The organism is Nonomuraea sp. NPDC049695, from assembly GCF_040674955.1.
Classification (GTDB): Bacteria; Actinomycetota; Actinomycetes; order Streptosporangiales; family Streptosporangiaceae; genus Nonomuraea; species Nonomuraea helvata.
In genome coordinates, this window is the sequence record NZ_JBFANV010000035.1 from 18909 (window position 1) to 36428 (window position 17520).

17 protein-coding genes and 1 riboswitch are annotated in these 17520 nt (G+C 69.8%); of the genes, 8 read left to right on the forward strand and 9 right to left on the reverse strand.

The features are described from left to right. Window positions 1-31: 31 nt before the first annotated feature. Both AB0J64_RS27855 and AB0J64_RS27860 read left to right on the forward strand, forming a co-directional pair. Window positions 32-1237 carry an alpha/beta hydrolase gene (locus AB0J64_RS27855; protein ID WP_364032728.1) on the forward strand — a complete coding sequence of 402 codons (1206 nt, stop codon included), beginning with the start codon at window positions 32-34 and terminating at the stop codon, window positions 1235-1237. 197 nt (window positions 1238-1434) lie between these two features. Then, window positions 1435-2448, forward strand: a complete 1014-nt coding sequence (locus AB0J64_RS27860; protein ID WP_364032731.1) for a M36 family metallopeptidase — start codon at window positions 1435-1437, stop codon at window positions 2446-2448. A 199-nt stretch (window positions 2449-2647) separates the two neighbouring features. Here AB0J64_RS27860 and AB0J64_RS27865 read toward each other — a convergent pair whose 3' ends face one another. From AB0J64_RS27865 to AB0J64_RS27880, 4 genes are all read right to left on the reverse strand, one after another. Next, on the reverse strand, window positions 2648-3865 hold the full coding sequence (locus tag AB0J64_RS27865) for a cytochrome P450 (protein ID WP_364032734.1): 1218 nt from the start codon (window positions 3863-3865) through the stop codon (window positions 2648-2650). A gap of 31 nt (window positions 3866-3896) precedes the next feature. Continuing rightward, complete coding sequence (locus AB0J64_RS27870) at window positions 3897-5270, reverse strand: FAD-dependent oxidoreductase (protein WP_364032737.1); 1374 nt, start codon at window positions 5268-5270, stop codon at window positions 3897-3899. Next, on the reverse strand, window positions 5260-5469 hold the full coding sequence (locus AB0J64_RS27875) for a ferredoxin (RefSeq protein WP_364032740.1): 210 nt from the start codon (window positions 5467-5469) through the stop codon (window positions 5260-5262). The genes AB0J64_RS27870 and AB0J64_RS27875 overlap by 11 nt, the downstream gene beginning before the upstream one ends. Before the next feature lie 279 nt (window positions 5470-5748). After that, window positions 5749-6366: a TetR/AcrR family transcriptional regulator gene (locus AB0J64_RS27880; protein ID WP_364032743.1), complete on the reverse strand. Its 618-nt coding sequence runs from the start codon at window positions 6364-6366 to the stop codon at window positions 5749-5751. Between the two features lie 80 nt (window positions 6367-6446). Between AB0J64_RS27880 and AB0J64_RS27885 the strand changes: the two genes are divergently transcribed. Then, window positions 6447-6863, forward strand: a complete 417-nt coding sequence (locus AB0J64_RS27885) for a VOC family protein (protein ID WP_364032746.1) — start codon at window positions 6447-6449, stop codon at window positions 6861-6863. Between the two features lie 59 nt (window positions 6864-6922). Here AB0J64_RS27885 and AB0J64_RS27890 read toward each other — a convergent pair whose 3' ends face one another. Next, window positions 6923-7702 (reverse strand): GH25 family lysozyme, encoded by a 780-nt coding sequence (locus AB0J64_RS27890; protein ID WP_364032749.1) that lies wholly within the window; start codon window positions 7700-7702, stop codon window positions 6923-6925. Window positions 7703-7714: 12 nt separating this feature from the next. Next, a riboswitch (cyclic di-AMP (ydaO/yuaA leader) is annotated at window positions 7715-7858 on the reverse strand. Window positions 7859-8163: 305 nt separating this feature from the next. On the opposite strand from AB0J64_RS27890, the gene AB0J64_RS27895 reads away from it, so the two are divergent. The 4 genes from AB0J64_RS27895 to AB0J64_RS27910 are packed head-to-tail and all read left to right on the forward strand — an operon-like array spanning window position 8164 to window position 11895. Further along, complete coding sequence (locus tag AB0J64_RS27895; protein WP_364032752.1) at window positions 8164-8445, forward strand: metal-sensitive transcriptional regulator; 282 nt, start codon at window positions 8164-8166, stop codon at window positions 8443-8445. A gap of 33 nt (window positions 8446-8478) precedes the next feature. After that, window positions 8479-8691: a copper ion binding protein gene (locus AB0J64_RS27900; protein WP_364032755.1), complete on the forward strand. Its 213-nt coding sequence runs from the start codon at window positions 8479-8481 to the stop codon at window positions 8689-8691. Continuing rightward, a complete protein-coding gene (locus tag AB0J64_RS27905) occupies window positions 8688-9653 on the forward strand; it encodes a hypothetical protein (protein WP_364032758.1) in 966 nt (321 codons plus the stop codon). The genes AB0J64_RS27900 and AB0J64_RS27905 overlap by 4 nt, the downstream gene beginning before the upstream one ends. A gap of 28 nt (window positions 9654-9681) precedes the next feature. After that, window positions 9682-11895 carry a heavy metal translocating P-type ATPase gene (locus tag AB0J64_RS27910; protein WP_364032761.1) on the forward strand — a complete coding sequence of 738 codons (2214 nt, stop codon included), beginning with the start codon at window positions 9682-9684 and terminating at the stop codon, window positions 11893-11895. Window positions 11896-11975: 80 nt separating this feature from the next. Here AB0J64_RS27910 and AB0J64_RS27915 read toward each other — a convergent pair whose 3' ends face one another. From AB0J64_RS27915 to AB0J64_RS27930, 4 genes are all read right to left on the reverse strand, one after another. Continuing rightward, window positions 11976-14324, reverse strand: a complete 2349-nt coding sequence (locus tag AB0J64_RS27915) for a heavy metal translocating P-type ATPase (RefSeq protein WP_364032764.1) — start codon at window positions 14322-14324, stop codon at window positions 11976-11978. 286 nt (window positions 14325-14610) lie between these two features. Beyond that, entirely contained in the window at window positions 14611-15561 is a 951-nt protein-coding gene (locus AB0J64_RS27920) for a M56 family metallopeptidase (RefSeq protein ID WP_364032767.1), read from the reverse strand. After that, window positions 15558-15932, reverse strand: a complete 375-nt coding sequence (locus AB0J64_RS27925) for a BlaI/MecI/CopY family transcriptional regulator (RefSeq protein ID WP_364032770.1) — start codon at window positions 15930-15932, stop codon at window positions 15558-15560. Before AB0J64_RS27925 ends, AB0J64_RS27920 begins: the two co-directional genes overlap by 4 nt. A gap of 26 nt (window positions 15933-15958) precedes the next feature. Next, a complete protein-coding gene (locus AB0J64_RS27930) occupies window positions 15959-17101 on the reverse strand; it encodes an FAD-dependent oxidoreductase (protein ID WP_364032773.1) in 1143 nt (380 codons plus the stop codon). A gap of 150 nt (window positions 17102-17251) precedes the next feature. Here AB0J64_RS27930 and AB0J64_RS27935 point away from each other — a divergent pair, with 150 nt between their 5' ends. Then, window positions 17252-17461: a heavy-metal-associated domain-containing protein gene (locus AB0J64_RS27935; RefSeq protein WP_364032776.1), complete on the forward strand. Its 210-nt coding sequence runs from the start codon at window positions 17252-17254 to the stop codon at window positions 17459-17461. Window positions 17462-17520: the final 59 nt, after the last annotated feature.

Consider the following 17520-nt stretch of genomic DNA (forward strand, 5'->3'; position numbering starts at 1 on the left):
GCATGGCGGTGCCGTTCCTACAGTGCTGCTCATGATCAGAACTCGCCGTAACGTCGCGGTCGTCCTCCTCACCCTGACGCTGACCCTGCCGATGTCGGCCGCGGCGGCCGCCTCGACGTCGTCCTCCGCCACCGCGGCCGCCACGGACATCTCCGATGTGAGCTTCGCGATCCCTCGCCCCACCGGGCAGTACGAAGTCGGGCGCGATACCCTGCATCTGGTCGACGGCAATCGCCGCGACCTGTGGATGCCCACGGCCGGCGCGCGCGAGCTGATGGTGTCGATGTACTACCCGGCCCGCGCCGGCGGAAGTGCCGCGCCATACATGACCCTCGACGAGGCTCGTCTCCTCCTCAAAGGGCAGAAGCTCGACACCGTTCTCAAGGCCGAACAACTCGCCGGCGTCGGCACGAACGCCCACGTCGGCGCCCGCCCCGCCAGCGGCAAGCATCCCCTGGTGGTGCTCTCCCCAGGTTTCACCCTCAACCGCGCCACCCTGACCACGCTCGCCGAAGAACTCGCCTCGAAGGGCTACGTCGTCGCACTCGTGGATCACGCCTACGAGTCGTTCGGCACGACTTTCCCGGGCGGCCGCACCCTGACCTGCCTCGCCTGCGAGACGGTGGAGAAGGCTCCCTCCGACGAGGAGGAGAAGAAGCTGCTGGCCAAGGCCGCCGCCAACCGGGCAGCCGACATCTCCTTCGTCATCGGCCGGCTGACCCATCCTGCCAGGCCCGCCCCCGCCTGGAAGCGCTGGAAGATGATCGACCCCCGCCGGATCGGCGCCGCAGGCCACTCGCTCGGCGGCAACGCCGCAGCGAGCGTCATGGCCGCCGACCACCGCGTTCGCGCCGGGGTGAACATGGACGGCACGTTCTTCGCACCGGTCCCGGCCTCCGGCCTCGGCGAACGACCCTTCCTCATGCTCGGCACCAAGGCCCAGCACTCGCCCGACTCCACGGACACCACCTGGCTACGGGACTGGCGCCGCCTGGACGGCTGGAAGCGCTGGCTGACCGTGGCCGGCTCCGGCCACTTCACCTTCATCGACCTGCCCATCCTCGGCGAGCAGGCCGGGATCACCGACCCCACCGCGCCGCTGCCGGGAAAGCGGTCAGGTGAGATCACCAGGTCGTACGTGGGCGCCTTCTTCGACCAGCACCTGCACGGCGAACAGCAGCCGTTGCTGGACGGCCCGACCTCCACCAACCCCGAAGTCGCCTTCCAGAACCCCTGAGACCGGGTCGAGACATCGGCCGCCAAATCCCAGTGTTCGTGCAGCGCGATGACTTCTGTGCGTCCCCGGAGCGGCACACAGAAGGGGGCACCGTGGTGGAGAACCTCCCAATGTGGTCCATTTCGGCACAGGAGGTGACAGCTGGCCACTCTGAGCCGTACATTCGCGCGGTGATCCCCGTTACGAGGAGAATGTTCGTGTTCACCCCCCGGCACCACCGAACCACCGCCTGCCTCGCCCTCGCAACCGCCGCCGCGTTGCTCGTCCCCGGCGCCGCCGACGCCGGCACCGAGCCCACCGCGACGGTCTTCTACCCCAACCCGGTCCAGACGCTCGGCGACCAGTCGCTGACCGACGACAAGGACCGTGACAGCACCGCCTTCGCTCTCGCCTACCGCACCGTCACTCTCACCGACCTGGACGGCTCCGGCAATCTCACCGGGCGGTACGTCCGGGTCAAGAGCGAGACGGGCAAGCCGGTGAACGGCACGTTCTCCTTCCACCGCGACACCGACCAGTTCGAGCAGGTGATGGGGTACTACTGGGTCACCACCGCCCAGCACTACCTTCAGTCCCTCGGCTTCGGGTCGCGGTTGCGCCCGGTCAACCAGCGCCAGATCGAGCTGCGGATCAACCAGTACGGCAGCGACAACTCCTTCTTCCGCGAGGACAAGGCCAACATCACGCTCGGCAAGGGTGGTGTGGACGACGCGGAGGACGCCGAGGTGATCGTCCACGAGTACGGTCACTCGGTGCAGGACGGCCAGGTGCCCGGCTTCGGCACCACGTTGGAATCCGGTGCGATCGGTGAGGGCTTCGGCGACTATCTCGCCGTCGCTGTGACGAGCTGGAAGACCGGCGTGCCCGCGAACACGCCGGAGGCCTGCGTCGCCGACTGGGACTCGGTGCCCTATACCTCCTCCGCCCCGCACTGTCTGCGCCGACTCGACGGCACCAGGCACTATCCGGAGGACGTGGTGGGCGAGGTCCACCGCGACGGTGAGATCTGGTCGGCGGCCCTGTACGACATCCGCTCCCGCCTGGGCGACGGCCTGGGCAGCACGATCATCATCGACGCCCAGTTCGACTTCGCCAAGGACACCACGTTCCGCGCCGCCGCCGCGGCGACGGTGGCCGCGGCGCAACGCCACGGCGGTGCCACCGCCGCCACCGCGGTCCGCGAGGCCTTCGCCTCCCGCGGCCTCCTCTGACGGATCAGCACTTCGACGGAGCAGGCGGCCTCGCGCGATATCGCGCCCGCGAGGCGCGCCTGCTCCGTGCTGATCAAGGGAAGCCACCCACATCGGCGACGGCGGTCGCGATGCGCGCCGCGGGGATGCGCCTCCGAGATCCTCATCGCGGCCGAGCGTGATGGAGGCCGGACGGCCCGGCGCGGTGTCCGGGACGGAGTCAGGCGGGCTGTCGGATCGCGATGAGAAGGTGACGGGGTCCGCGGAGCATAGCGTTCTGCCGGTAGGGGGGTGAGTCCTGGACCAGGGTCGCCGTGTTGAGGTGGGGGATCAGTGCGCCGAGTGCGATCTGAGCTTCGATGCGGGCGAGTGGTGCGCCGTAGCAGAGGTGGATGCCGCTGCCGAAGCCCAGGTGCTGGTTGTCCGGGCGCGCGGGATCGAATCGGTCGGGGTCGTGAAACCGCTTGGGATCGCGGTTGCCCGAGGCCAGCGCCAGCACGACGGAGGTGCCCTTGGGAATGGTGGTGCCCGCGATGTCGACGTCGGCGAGCGAGATACGTTCCCGCATGTGGACCGGGGGTTCGTAGCGCAGTAGTTCCTCCACAGCGCTGGGCAACAGATCGGGGTCGCGGCGCAGCCGCTCCAGCTGGTCTGGTTGGCGCAGCAGGGTGAGGACCCCGTTGGCGATCAGATTGACCGTGGTCTCGTGTCCGGCGATCAGCAGCAGTACGGCGGTTTCCGCGAGTTCCTCGCGGGTGAGCCGCATGGCCGGGTCGGGTTCGTTGATGAAGGCGGAGAGCATGTCGTCGCTCGGATGGCCCCGGCGCTGGTCGGCGAGATCCACCAGGTACCGGCCCATCTCAGCCCGTGCCTGGCGGCCCGCCCGGTCAGGCTCGGTGGTGTCCTCTTCGGGCCTGACGTCGGCAGCTGCGACGATCGCGTCGGACCACTGCCGGAACAGCGGTTCGTCCTGGCGTGGCACACCGAGCAGTCGGCAGATGACCGTGACGGGCAGCGGGTAGGCGAAGTCGTCGACGATGTCGATTTGCTCGCGGTCCAGGAGCGCCTCGAGCAGTTCCTTGGTGATGTCGGCGATCTGGCCGCGCATGGCGTCGATGCGGCCGGGGCTGTGCGGTGGGCCGAACGGCCGCATGGCCAGGGTGCGCAGTCGGTGATGCTCGGGGTCGTCGAGCCGCAGGAAGGGCAGGGGCGGCACTTCCTCCGACGGACCGCTGGGCGGGGCCGGACGACTTCGGGGATCGGTGCTGATCCGCGGATCGTGGAGCAAAGTGGTGATCTCGTGGTAGGTGCCGACCAGATAGCGGCCGTCTGCCTGCCGCACCACGGGACCGGCCTCGCGGAGTTCCGCGTACAGCGGGTAGGGGTTGGGGCGGTTCACGTAGTCAGTGATCCGTGCCAGCAAGGTGTCGGAATTCATGGCGGTTCCTCGTGGTCAGGCGGGACGTGGGTCAGCCGGTGGGCTGCACCACCGTCAGCCGGCGATCGGGTAGGTGACCGGTGAGCGCCACGGTGGGGCCGTGGTACAGCCCCCTCGGATCCGGCACGTCGGACGGAATCGGGACGTCAGCGGCGATCGCACGGTCCGCCGCGCCGGGCGGGGGCGGGAACGGAGCCGCGGTCTCGATCAGGTGCTGGTAGTACTCGAGCGACTTGGCCATGTCGACGGTGACCGCGGCGGTGACCCTACCCTGGTAGCCGTAGACCATCGCCAGACGGCGCGCCTCCAAAGAGCCCTGGGCGATGACCACATGGTCGGAGAAGGTGGGCACGCCCACCGATTTGATGTTGAGCCCGAACTGGCTCGACCAGAACGTCGGGATGGCAAGGTGCGGGCGCCGCAGGGGCCCCGGATTGACCATGTTGTAGGCCGCCACCTCGGCCTGCGCGACCGCATTGCCCCAGTGCTCCAGGGAGAGCATCTGGTACGCGAACAGCGGGTGCGGAAACCGGGAGACATCACCGGCGACGAAGACGTCGTCGGTGACGATCCCGTACATGGTGAAGGCCCGGCACCCGGCGTCGCAGGCGATCCCGCGCGGGCCCGCTGCCAGCCCGGACTCGGTCAGCCACTGGACGTTGCGGACCGCTCCCAACGCCACGACGCACACGTCCGCGTCGACACGACTGCCGTCGGACAGGTCCGCACCGGTGAACCGGCCGCGCCCGTCCCCGTGCAGGGCGGTGACCGTCACCCCGCAGCGCAGATCCACGCCGTGGTTGCGTTGCATGACGGCCGCAAGCTTCGACAGCGTCCCGCCGAGCGCCCCGACCAGGGGTGCAGGACCGCGTTCGGCGACCGTGACGTCCAACCCTCGTTCCCGGCAGGCCGAGGCGATCTCCGAGCCGGTGAAACCGCCGCCGATCACCAGCACCCGCCTCGGCCCGGCGGCCAGCCGCTCGGCCAGTTCCCCGGCGTCGTCGCGGGTGCGCAGGGTGAACACCCCGTCCAGGGCGGCCTCCTCCGGGTCGGGCCAGGGCCGCGCCCGGGTCCCGGTGGCGATCAGCAGCCGGTCGTAGGGCAGCGACTCGCCGTCGGCCAGCATCACCCGTTTTCCGAGAGGGTCCAGGCCGGTGGCGGCCACTCCCAGCCGCCAGTCGGCCTCCGGGTCCCGGCGCATCGGCAGCCCCGTGGTGTCCGCCGGCGCCTTGCCGAGCAGAACCTGCTTGGACAGCGGTGGCCGGTCGTAGGGCGGGTAGGGCTCATCCCCCACCACGGTCAGTGAGCCGGTGAAGCCCTCCTCACGCAGCGTCTCGGCGGCCCTCAACCCGGCAAGCGACGCGCCGACGATGACGATGCGGCCGTCCCGCAGATCACCGGGCACCGGCGCTCACCTCCTCGCCCACGAGGATGGCCCGGACCGGGCACGCCACCGCAGCCTGGCGCACGCGCTCGACCTGGTCGGCTGGGACGGCTGGGGTGTACAGCAACCCCTCTTCCTCGTGGAGCTCGAACACCTGCGGTGCGAGGAAAACGCACTGCGCATAGCCCTGGCAGCGCGTGAGGTCTACAACGATCTGCATTTCGCGGCTCCCCCCGTCGCCTCGCTCCCCTCCTCCTTTCCGGAGTGAGCAGGTTCCAACCCCTGTTTCCGCAGGTGGGAGAGAGTGGCCCGGCAGGGATAGGTGTGATCTCCGCAGGTAGACGGCCCGGATCACGGGTCGCAGCCGCGCGTCAGGGACAAACGCTGCACGCGCAGGTTGGGGCAGGTGCGCACCTGCCTGGAAACGGAGATCACCGAATCGGTGACCTGCGGGCCTCTTCGATCAGGCGGCCGGAGAGTGGAGTGCGGTGTGCGGCGATCAATCCGTCGCGGCGGCCGCCTGGGCCGGCTCGAGGCGTAGTGCCTGGAGCATCTGGGAGAGCGCGATCCAGGTGTCGTCCAGGTCGCCGGGGTCGGTCGACCTGGCCAGCCACAGTGCCGCCTCGTTCATGGCGCCGGACAGCAGGTGGGTGAGCGGTTCGACCGGTTGCGGCGTGATGATGCCCTCTTCGACGAGGGTGGTGAGCGCTTCGGCCAGGTGGCGGGCCGAAGCGGCCTCATCCAGTGCGCGCCACTCGCTCCACCCCAGCACGGCGGGGCCGTCGATGAGCATGATCTGCTGGACGTCCGGGTCGGTGCTCGCCGTGAGGAAGGCCCGGCATCCCGCCGTCAGTTGCTCCCAGGGATCGTCCTCGGCGTCGGCGGTCGCGGCCACCTTCTGGGCGACCTCCTGCTGTACGTGTTCGAGGACCGCGCGGAACAGGTCGGCCTTGCCCGCGAAGTGGTGGTACAGCGCGCCCTTGGTGACGCCGGCGGTGTGCACGATCTCCGCCAGGCCGACCGCTGCGTAGCCATGGGTCGCGAACAGCCGCCGGCCTACCCGCAGCAGGGTGCGCTTGGTCTGCTCGCGCTGGCGGGCCCTTGCCCCGTCGGTCATGGCGTTCCCTTCACGTTGACATACCGATGGTACGTCAATACCGTACCTTCGCATACCGTCGGTATGTGAAAGGGAGTTCTGTGATACTGACCAGCTTCTATCCGGTCATCGGCACGTCGCGGTTGACCGAGTCCCACGACTTCTACACCCGGCTGTTCGGCTTCGAGACGACCTTCGAGGCGGCCTGGTACGTGAGCCTGCGGTGGCCGGGGCCGCCGGCGTACGAACTGGCGCTGCTCGACCACACCCACCCGACGCTGCCCGAGGGATATCGCGTGCCGGTGCAGGGGCTGCTGCTCAACTTCGAGGTGGAGGACGTCGATGCCGAGTGGGAACGGCTCGTCGCCGGTGAAGGGCTGCGACCTGAGCTCGAACTGCGCAGCGAGGACTTCGGGCAGCGGCACTTCATCGTGGCCGACCCCAACGGCGTCCTGATCGATGTCATCACGCCCATCGCGCCCTCGAAGGCTTACGCCGACCAGTACGTCAGCGAGTGAACCGAGGCATCAAGCTGACTCATGCCGAGCCCGCCGGCTTCTGGCGGCCGCTGCTCTGCTCAGGCTGCGCGGCGGCCCAGGCCGCGCAGCTGGTCGACGGTCAGCGCGGAGACGTTCTGGTCGATGGGGGACTCGGTGTACTGGTGGATGGTCCAGGACTTCCAGTCGGCGGGCGGGGTGACCGCTCCCTTGGCCTTGCTGTAGTGGGCCACCCATAGGGGGTATTCGGCCAGGCCCTTGCCGTAGGTGTCCGCGAAGTTCCAGCCGCTGTAGAACATCGGGGTGATTCCCGTCTTGGCCTTCACGTACGACAGCCACGCCTTGGCCCAGGCGTTGACCTCGGCCACGGACTTGCCGTCGGTGGTCTCCAGGTCGAGGACCAGCAGGTCGCCGGGCTCGGCGGGCTGCGCGTTCACCACGGACAGGAAGTGCTCGGCCTCCGCGACGGGGTCGTTGCCGGGGTGGCCGTAGTGGTAGGCGCCGCGCACGATGCCCTTCTTGCCCAACTGGAGCCAGTGCCTGGCGAAGGAGGCGTCGCGGAAGCTCGTGCCTTCCGTGGCCTTGATGATGCCGAACTGGGCCTCGCTGGCGTTCCAGTCGTACAGGGGCTCGTAGTTCGAGATGTCCAGGCCGTAGGTGAGGGACCCGGTCTCAGGCTGGGCCTCGTACGTCGGGACGTGGCTGGTGGGCGCTGCGAGCGTCATGGTGGCCACGCCGGCGATGGCGGTCGTTCCGGCGAGGATCGCACCCGCGACGGCGAAGCTGACGCGCTGGGTGAGGGGATTGAGGCGATTCTTGAGGGAAATACGGGCGATTGCGGCAAGCCGAGGCTCGGGCATGACGGCATTGACTCCTTGCTTCCATGCCGCCTACCGGGTTAGCTGACGGGTTCGGGCTTGGAAGTGCCCTACGGGCGCAGGCTGGGCTGGCGTCCGATTCACCCCGAGAAGGTGGGTCCCCGGCTCCGCGAGACGCGGATTCGGCGGCCGGACACTGCCCTGGAGGGCAGCGCACGGTCCGGTCAACCAAGCGGCAACGATGCGGTGAAAGGTCGTCACATCTATGTCGCGATTAGGCAAAAGATAGACATATAGGCATAGATAGTGCAAGTAGGGCAAATCGGATTGGCCGCTGCCGGTCGCTGGACGGCACTGAAGTGCCGTGCCTGTAAGGGATGCAGGACTCGGTAAAAGATTTGGGGGTCGCCGGGCACGGACCGGCGCCGCGCCGCACGGGTCCGGCTCGGGTTTGAAATACGGTGGGGGGGTATAGTATGGTGAGAGTGTCGGAAGGGGGAGACATGGTCGGATACAGCGACAGCAAGCAGGACCAGCTGCGCCGGTTGCGTCGCATCGAAGGTCAGGTGCGCGGGTTGCAGCGGATGATCGAGGACGACAAGTACTGCATCGACGTCCTGACACAGGTGTCGGCGGCCACCAGCGCCCTGCAGTCGGTCGCCATCTCCTTGCTGGAGGATCACCTGGCCCACTGTGTGGCCGAGGCCACCGCCAAGGGCGGTCCCGAGGCTCAGGCCAAGGTCAAAGAGGCTTCCGACGCCATCGCGCGGCTCGTCCGCTCCTGACAGCACCGAACACACCGGAAAGGGTTGATCGATATGGCTACCGCCACCTACACCGTCAAGGGCATGACCTGCGGCCACTGCGTGAGCTCGGTGAAAGAAGAGGTCGGCGAGGTCGCCGGGATCACCTCGGTGGAGGTTGACCTGGCCAGCGGCCTGCTGACCGTCGAGAGCGACAGCCCCGTGGACACGGCGACGATCGTCGCGGCCGTGGAGGAAGCGGGCTACGAGGTGGCGAATCCGGCATGAACGCGGCGACCAAACTGGGTGCCTACGTGCTGGGGCTGGCCGTCGTCTTCGGCGGCGCCCTGGGCGTCGGGAACGCGGTGGGCGACGTCGGCCCGGCACCGGCCAAGCCCGACCACGGGACGGCCCATCCGGCTCCCGCCGCCGACGGCCACGACGGCCATGAGGAGACCACCGCAACAGCGCAGGACAATACCCCCGGGGGGCTCCAAGTGTCCCAGAACGGCTACACCCTCAACCCGTTGACGACGATCAAGGCCGGCGAGCCCACGGACTTCCGCTTCACCGTGACGGGATCCGACGGCAAGCCGGTGACCGACTATCAGGTCCAGCACGACAAGAAGCTCCACTTCATCGTGGTGTCGCGGGATCTGGCGACGTTCCAGCACGTACATCCGGACATGGCCCCCGACGGTGTGTGGTCGGTGAAGCTGACGCTGGACGACCCGGGCGCCTACCGGGCCTTCGCCGACTTCGCTCCCACCGGTGGCAGCGGCTTGACTCTTGGTACGGATCTGCTGGTCGCGGGTGACTACAAGCCACAGCCCCTGCCCCAGGCGGTCAGGACGGCCCAGGTGGACGGCTACACGGTCGCCCTGACGGGTGATCTCGTGCCAGGCCAGGCCGGCAAGCTCACGCTGAGCGTGAGCAAGGACGGCAAGCCGGTCACGGATCTGCAGCCGTACCTGGGAGCGTACGGACATCTGGTCGCACTGCGGGCCCGTGACCTGGCCTACCTGCACGTCCACCCGGACGGCGAGCCGGGCGACGGCAAGACGGCGGCCGGACCGGAGATCACCTTCTACGCCGAGGTTCCCAGCGGCGGCGACTACCGGCTGTTCCTGGACTTCCAGCACGACGGCAAGGTCCGCACCGCGGACTTCACCGCCCGAGCCGGGGCCGGGCAGCCCGGACCCACGGCAGAGCCGAGCGCCGGCCCGTCCCACGGCACCCACGCGCACTGATCGCAGGACACGGAAGAAAGGAGACGTGATGTCGTCCCTGACTGAAAGCAGGGCTGTCGAGCTGTCGATCGGCGGCATGACCTGCGCGTCCTGCGCCAACCGGATCGAACGCAAGCTCAACAAGCTCGAAGGCGTGAGCGCGACCGTCAACTACGCGACGGAGAAGGCGAAGGTCACCTTCCCCGAGGGCGTGGATCCGGGGCAGTTGATCGCCGAGGTGGAGAAGGCCGGCTACACCGCCGCGCTGCCCACCCCGCCCGCCGCGCCGGGGACCGAGGCCGAGCAGGAGCCCGCCGACGAGCTGCGGCCCCTGCGGCAGCGGCTGACCACCGCCGTCGTGCTCAGCGTGCCGGTGGTGGCGATGGCGATGATCCCGGCGTTGCAGTTCACGAACTGGCAGTGGCTGTCGCTGGCGCTGGCCGCGCCGGTGGTGGTGTACGCGGGCTGGCCGTTCCACAAGGCGGCCTGGACCAACCTGCGGCACGGCGCCGCCACGATGGACACGTTGATCTCGGTCGGCACGCTGGCCGCGCTCGGCTGGTCGCTGTGGGCGCTGTTCTTCGGCACCGCGGGCACACCCGGGATGACGCACCCGTTCGAGTTCTCCATCGAGCGCACCGACGGCTCGGGCAACATCTACCTCGAGACCGCGGCGGCGGTGACCGCGTTCATCCTGGCCGGGCGCTACTTCGAGTCGCGTGCCAAGCGGCGTGCGGGTGCGGCGTTGCGGACGCTGCTGGAGCTGGGCGCCAAGGAGGTGGAGCTGGCCGACGGCCGCCGAGTCCCCATCGAGCACCTGCAGGTCGGTGACACCTTCGTGGTCCGGCCGGGAGAGAAGATCGCCACGGACGGTGTGATCCTCGAGGGCACCTCCGCGGTCGACGCCTCCATGCTGACCGGTGAGTCGGTGCCGGTGGAGGTGCGGCCGGGTGATGCGGTGACCGGGGCGACGGTGAACGCGGGCGGCCGCCTGATCGTCCGCGCCACGCGGGTCGGCGCCGACACCCAGCTCGCCCAGATGGCCAAGCTGGTGGAGGAGGCGCAGACCGGCAAGGCCGCCGTGCAGCGGCTGGCCGACCGGATCTCCGGGGTGTTCGTGCCGATCGTGATCGCGCTGGCCGTCGGGACACTCGGGTTCTGGCTCGGGACCGGCAACGGTGTGGGCGCCGCGTTCACCGCTGCGGTCGCGGTGCTGATCATCGCCTGCCCGTGCGCGCTGGGCCTGGCCACCCCGACGGCGCTGCTGGTCGGCACCGGCAGGGGCGCCCAGCTCGGCATCCTGATCAAGGGTCCGGAGGTGCTGGAGTCCACCCGTAAGGTCGACACCGTCGTCCTGGACAAGACCGGCACGGTCACCGAAGGCAAGATGACCCTGGTCGCCGTGCACCTGGCCGAGGGCGAGAGCCGGCAAGAGGTGCTGCGGCTGGCGGGCGCGCTGGAGCACGCCTCGGAGCACCCGATCGCCCAGGCCATCGCCCGCGAAGCCGGCTCCGACGCGACCGTCGAGGACTTCGCCAACGTCGAAGGGCTCGGCGTGCAGGGGATCGTGGACGGCCACGCGGTGCTGGTCGGCCGGCCTCGGCTGCTGGCCGAATGGTCTCAGCACCTGCCCGCCGACCTCGAACGCAAGCTGGGCGAGGAGCAGGCGGCGGGCCGTACGGCGGTGGCGGTCGGCTGGGACGGCCAGGCGCGTGCGGTGCTGGTGGTGGCCGACGTGGTCAAGCCCACCAGTAAGCAGGCGATCGCCGATCTCAGGGCACTGGGCCTGACCCCGGTGCTGCTGACCGGCGACAACGAGGCGGTCGCCAGGACCGTGGCGGCAGAGGTGGGCATCGACGAGGTGATCGCCGAGGTGCTGCCCGCCGACAAGGTGGACGTGGTCAAGAAGCTGCAGGGCGAGGGCAAGGTCGTGGCCATGGTGGGCGACGGGGTCAACGACGCCGCCGCGCTGGCCCAGGCCGACCTGGGGCTGGCGATGGGGACCGGGACCGATGCCGCCATCGAGGCCTCTGACCTCACTCTGGTCCGAGGTGATCTGCGGGTGGCGGCTGACGCGCTGCGGTTGTCGCGTCGTACGCTGTCGACGATCAAGGGCAATCTGTTCTGGGCGTTCGCCTACAACGTGGCCGCGTTGCCGTTGGCGGCGCTCGGGCTGCTCAACCCGATGATCGCCGGGGCCGCGATGGCGTTCTCCAGCGTCTTCGTGGTGAGCAACAGCCTGCGGCTACGCCGCTTCAAGTAAGAAACCGCTCCCTGTGGCCGAAGGCGATCAACGCCTTCGGCCACATCGCGTGCACCCCAGCATCACGGCCCAGTCGGTGCTCAGTCCGCGGCAGGGCGGGGCAGGCGGAGCCCCTTGAGGGCGAGCGCGTTGACCGCGACGATGAAGCTCGATCCGGACATGGACAGGGCCGCGATCTCCGGTCGCAGCACCAGGCCGAAGGCGGGCTCGAAGACACCGGCCGCGATCGGCAGCGCGATCGTGTTGTAGCCGATCGCCCAGCCCAGGTTCTGCCGCATCTTGCGCAGCGTGCCGCGGCCGATGGCCAGTGCCGTCGGGACGTCGAGCGGGTCGGAACGCATGAGCACCACGTCGGCGGTCTCGATGGCGACATCGGTACCGGCGCCGATCGCGATGCCCAGGTCGGCCTGGGCCAGCGCCGGGGCGTCGTTGACGCCGTCGCCGACCATCGCGACCCTGCGCCCGCCGCTCTGCAATGCGGCGATCTTGGCGGCCTTGTCACCTGGCAGCACCTCGGCGATCACCGTGTCGATGCCGAGCTGATCGGCGATCCGCCGGGCGGTGGCCTCGTTGTCGCCGGTCAGCATGACGACCTCGACGCCGGCCTCGTGCAGCGCGGCCACCGCGGCCGCTGAGCTGTCGCGGGGAGCGTCGGCGATGCCGATCACCCCTGCCGCGCGCCCGTCCACGGCGGCGATGACCGCGGTGCGTCCGCCCGCCGCCAGTTCCTCACGCCGTACGGCCAGGGTGCCCAGGTCGATACCTTCCGCCTGCATGAGTTTCGTGTTGCCCACCACGACCCGGCGCCCGTCCACCTGGGCCGTCGCGCCGTGACCGGGGACGTTCTCGAAGCCGGTGGCCCGCGGGACGCCGGGGGCGTGCGCGTCGGCGTAGCGGACCACGGCCTCGGCCAGCGGGTGCTCGGACTCCCGCTCGACGGCGGCCACCAGCCGCAGCAGTTCGGCCTCCTCCAGCCCGTCGGCGATCACATCGGTGACCTCCGGCTCGCCCCTGGTCAGGGTGCCGGTCTTGTCCATGACCACGGTCTGGATGCGAGCCGAGGTCTCCAGCGCCATGGCGTTCTTGAACAGCACGCCACGCTTGGCGCCGAGGCCGGTGCCCACCATGATCGCGGTGGGGGTGGCCAGGCCGAGCGCGTCGGGGCAGGTGATCACGACGACGGTGATGGCGAACAGCATGGCCGTTCCTGCCGTCGCGCCCGCCACGAGCCAGACCGCCAGCGTCAGCCCGCCGCCGATGAGCGCGACGAGGACCAGCCAGAACGCCGCCCGGTCGGCCAGGCGCTGCCCTGGTGCCCTGGAGTTCTGGGCCTGCTGGACGAGCTTGACGATCTGGGCCAGCGCGGTGTCGGCGCCGACCTTGGTGGCCCGTACCCGCAGGGTGCCGTTCTTGTTGATGGTCGCGCCGACGACCGCGGCGCCCGGGGCTTTGTGCACCGGCAGGCTCTCGCCGGTGACCATCGACTCGTCGACCTCGCTCTCGCCCTCCACGACCTCGCCGTCGACGGCGATCTTCGCGCCGGGACGGACCAGCAGCACGTCCCCGACCACGACCTCGGCCGTGGGGACCTCCACCTGCTCGCCGTCGCGGATCACCACCGCCTTGGGCGGTGCCAGGTCGAGCAGCGCCCGGATCGCGTCGTTGGCGCCGCCTCTGGCCCGCATCTCGAACCAGTGCCCCAGCAGCACGAACGCCGCCAGCACGGTCGCGGCCTCGTAGAACACCTCGCCGCCGCCGGTCAGCGTGATGTACAGCGAGTACAGCCAGCCCGCCCCGACCGCCACGGCGACCAGCACCATCATGTCCAGCGTGCGCGCCCGCAACGCCCGTACGGCGCCGTCGAAGAAGATCCACGACGAGTAGAAGATCACCGGCAGGCTGAGCAGCAGCGCCCACACGTCCTCGCGCAGCCCGAACGGCACCGGCACGTCCAGCCCCAGCACCTCCCGGCCGATCGGCGACCAGATCAGGATCGGGACCGACAGCACGGCGGCCACCAGGAACCGGTTGCGCATGTCGGCCACCATGGCCTCCATCGACATGGCGCCGTGGCCCCCGTGCCCCATCATCTCGTGCGGAGACGCTTCATGCTCGGCAGCGGGCTCCAGAACCGCGTGCTCGACGCCTGGCGGGTCGGGCTCCGCCATGGGGTCGCAGACGTGCGACGGCACGGACTGTCCCGCGCAGTGATAGCCGCACTCCTGGACCCAGCGGCGCAGCTCGGCCAAGGACGTGGTCCTCGGGTCGAACACCACGGTGGCGGTCTGCCCGACCGGGTTCACCTCGACCTCGATCACTCCAGGGCGGCGGCTCAGGACGGCACGCACGACGTTCTGCTCGGAGGCCCACCGCAGCCCGCTCACGTCGAGAACCGCTGTGCTGCGATCCTTGGTCTCCCCGGTCGTCATGGCTCTCCTCCATACCCGTCCGGTGGCACTTGATCTACCATTAGCCATAGTAGACGTTGCGTCCTGAGGCGTCGTATGGCGACCTCAAGGAGTCCGATTCACGCTCGTACGTGTGGAGCCCGCAGGACATGCGTCGCGAGGCCGAACCGCGCCGCGATCTCACCGCTGCTCATGCCGGCAGGTGAGTTCATGTCGGCATCAAGTCGCATGCCGGCCCCCATGTCCGAAGCGGCGCGGGCCGCCGGAGCCACCACCCTCGACGCTTTCTACTATCAGCGTTCGTGGGTCAGAGGGTGAAGAGCGAATGGCAGTGATGTGCCAGGAAGGAGCTGAGGCCGGGCACCAGCGCGACCATCGCGGGCCCGCCCAGCAGCAGGGCGACCGCGAGCAGCCCGGTCAGGCGCTCGCGACGGCCTAGCGGCGCCTCGGGATTGAGCATGCGGCGCACGCGGGTGATCGCCGTCTCGCCGCCCGCGCCCAGCGTGAACGCGGGCGCGTGGCCGGTGGCCAGCCGGACCAGCGCGGCGGCGATCTGCACCCGCGGGTGGCGGCGCGCGGCGACGTCGTCGGCCAGCAGCTCGATCAGCCTGGCGATCTCCGTCCTGGCCCGCTCGAACAGCGGGACGTGCGGGAAAGCCCGGGCCAGAGCCTCGCCGGCGGCGAGCACCAGGTGATGGCGTCCCCGGAGGTGCGCCCGCTCGTGCTCCAGCACCGCGGCGACCTGCTCAGGAGCGAGACTTCGCAGCGCGCCCGTGGTGATGACCATCTGGGCGTGCCTGCCGGGCACGCAGTAGGCCAGCCGCTCGTCGTACTCGATCACGACCGCGCCGAGGTCGCTGTCGCGCCGGCCCAGGAGACTGAGCAGCGCCGCGTGCTCGCGACGTTCGGCGCGGGCTCTGACCAGGACGGCCGCACCGCAATAGGCGACCCGTGCCAGCACCGCTCCCGCGGCCAGCAGCGCGCCCGCACCCGCCGGTGTGACGCCGGATCCGTCGTTCAGCATGTCGGCGCAGGCCTCGAACAGCCCGGCCAGGCCGTGCCCCACGATCTCAGGAGGGACGGCGAAGGCCAGCGCCGCCAGCGCCGTCGAGGCGACCACCGAAGCGGCCGCCGCCTGCCAGAGCGCGATCGCCAGCCGGGGTGCCCGATCGGCCCGGCGCGCCGCCCGGCGGCCCAGCCGGGGCAGCCAGATCGCGGCCATGACCGTGTAGAGCAGCAGGACGATGGCGGCGATCATGCCCGACCGCCTCGGTGCGGGAACACCTGCAGTGCCGCCTCCAGCGCCGCGGCCTCCTCCGGCGTCAGCCGCTCCAGGAAGTGCACCAGCGTGGCGGCCTGGTTGCCGCTGCCCGCGAGCGCGCTGCGCATCAGGTCGGCCGTGTAGGCCTCCTTGGAGGCGACCGGCTCGTAGACGTACGCCCGGCCCACCGGCCGGCGCTTCAGCAGGCCTTTCGTGTGCAGCTTGTCCATCACGGTCATCACCGTGGTGTAGGCGATGGCCCGCTCCTGGCGAAGGTCTTCCAGGACATCTCGTACGGAGGCGGGCCGGCGCCGGGCCCACATCCGGTCCATGATCGTGGATTCGAGCTCGCCGAGACCCCGCATCATGCCGGCAATGCTACCGGCGATCGTAGTCAGAACGTTTCGCGTGCCGTGATCGCCCGCTTGAGCTTGATCAGGTCCTTGGGGGAGTTGACCGCGACGGCGCCCACCAGCACGCCGTTCCGGGTGAAGGCCACGGCGAAGCGGTCTTCTTCCGGGGAGCCGGCGGCGATGCTCGCCGCGTCCGCGAGGTGCGGCAGCCCGGCCATCTGGACGCGGGCGCCGTGCACATGGGTGGCGAAGTTCGGCACGTCCGCAAAGGGTTGCGCGTTCTCCGGCCCGGCCAGCAGATTCCGGGCGGCGACCGCACCCTGCTCGTTGGCGTTGGACCAGTGCTCGATGCGCACCCTCTCCCCGCCGAAGAGGCCGTGCGGCCAGCGCGCGACATCCCCCGCGGCCACGACGTCGGTCGACTCCGTCGCGAACAGCGTCGGCTCGCACAGCACGCCGTCGTCCACGGACAGACCGCTGCCGTCCAGCCATTCGGTGTTCGGCACCACGCCCATGCCCCCGATGACCAGGTCCGCGGCGATGGACCGGCCGTCGCTGAGCCGTACCTGGCCGCCGTTCACGGCGGTGACCCGGACGTTCGTGACGAGCTCGACGCCGTTGCGCTCATGGTGCGCGGCCAGCCAGCGTGACGCCTCCTCGCCCAGCCCGGCGTGCATGGGGTACGGCGCCGAGTCGACCAGGGTGACCTTCCGGCCGAGCTGTCGCGCCGTGGAGGCCACCTCGCCCCCGATGAAGCCGCCGCCGATGACCAGCACGTGCTCGTGCCCCGACTCGAGCTGCGCGCGCAGCGCCAGCGCGTCGTCGAGGGTGCGCAGGGTGCGCACGCCGTCGAGCCGGCGCGGGCGCGCGCCGCTGGCGATGACCAGGCCGTCGTAGCCGACCTCAACGCCGTCGTCGAGGGTGACCGTCCGGCTCCGGACGTCAAGGCGTACGGCCTGCCGCCCGCGCAGCCACTGGTCGCCGAGCTCCTCCGCGCCGGGGAGCGTGACGTCGTCGTCGCCACGCAGCACGCTCTTCGAGAGCGGCGGGCGGTTGTAGGGCACATGCGTCTCGGCTCCGACCAGCGTGACCTCGCCCTCGAAGCCCTCCCGGCGCAGCGTCTGCACGGCCCGCAGCCCCGCCAGCGAAGCACCGACAACGATGATCTTGTTGAGTTCTCTCATGCCGGCGACAATACCTCTAGGGGGTATGTTGCCGGCAATGTGACATGGATCTCATATACCCCTGGGCCGTATGCCTTGCCTTGGAGATGATCACGGCGTACCGTCTCCTCTGCATACCCAGCAGGGGTATGTGAGAGAGGAGATGTGGCGATGAGCACGAGCACGTACAAGGTGTCGGGGATGACCTGCGGCGGGTGCGCCGGCAAGGTGCAGGCGGAGATCGGCAAGGTCGCCGGGGTCTCATCGGTGGCTGTCGAGCTGGCGACCGGACAGGTCACCGTCACCTCGGACGGCCCGCTCGACGACGCCGAGATCAGGAACGTCGTGGAAGAGGTCGGCTACGAAGTGGTCGCCGGCTGAACCTCCGAAGTGCTCTGCCGGGCATGTGGGAGTGCTCTGCTGTCTACCCGGACGGGCCC

Excerpts from the sequence above, each read along its gene's own strand:
- AB0J64_RS27865 (WP_364032734.1), bottom strand. The coding sequence starts at position 3,865 with ATGAATTCCGACACCTTGCTGGCACGGATCACTGACTACGTGAACCGC.
- AB0J64_RS27925 (WP_364032770.1), bottom strand. The coding sequence starts at position 15,932 with ATGATGCGGGGTCTCGGCGAGCTCGAATCCACGATCATGGACCGGATG.
- AB0J64_RS27895 (WP_364032752.1), top strand. The coding sequence starts at position 8,164 with ATGGTCGGATACAGCGACAGCAAGCAGGACCAGCTGCGCCGGTTGCGT.
- AB0J64_RS27900 (WP_364032755.1), top strand. The coding sequence starts at position 8,479 with ATGGCTACCGCCACCTACACCGTCAAGGGCATGACCTGCGGCCACTGC.
- AB0J64_RS27910 (WP_364032761.1), top strand. The coding sequence starts at position 9,682 with ATGTCGTCCCTGACTGAAAGCAGGGCTGTCGAGCTGTCGATCGGCGGC.
- AB0J64_RS27880 (WP_364032743.1), bottom strand. The coding sequence starts at position 6,366 with ATGACCGACGGGGCAAGGGCCCGCCAGCGCGAGCAGACCAAGCGCACC.
- AB0J64_RS27855 (WP_364032728.1), top strand. The coding sequence starts at position 32 with ATGATCAGAACTCGCCGTAACGTCGCGGTCGTCCTCCTCACCCTGACG.
- AB0J64_RS27890 (WP_364032749.1), bottom strand. The coding sequence starts at position 7,702 with ATGCCCGAGCCTCGGCTTGCCGCAATCGCCCGTATTTCCCTCAAGAAT.
- AB0J64_RS27920 (WP_364032767.1), bottom strand. The coding sequence starts at position 15,561 with ATGATCGCCGCCATCGTCCTGCTGCTCTACACGGTCATGGCCGCGATC.
- AB0J64_RS27915 (WP_364032764.1), bottom strand. The coding sequence starts at position 14,324 with ATGACGACCGGGGAGACCAAGGATCGCAGCACAGCGGTTCTCGACGTG.
- AB0J64_RS27935 (WP_364032776.1), top strand. The coding sequence starts at position 17,252 with ATGAGCACGAGCACGTACAAGGTGTCGGGGATGACCTGCGGCGGGTGC.
- AB0J64_RS27905 (WP_364032758.1), top strand. The coding sequence starts at position 8,688 with ATGAACGCGGCGACCAAACTGGGTGCCTACGTGCTGGGGCTGGCCGTC.
- AB0J64_RS27930 (WP_364032773.1), bottom strand. The coding sequence starts at position 17,101 with ATGAGAGAACTCAACAAGATCATCGTTGTCGGTGCTTCGCTGGCGGGG.
- AB0J64_RS27875 (WP_364032740.1), bottom strand. The coding sequence starts at position 5,469 with ATGCAGATCGTTGTAGACCTCACGCGCTGCCAGGGCTATGCGCAGTGC.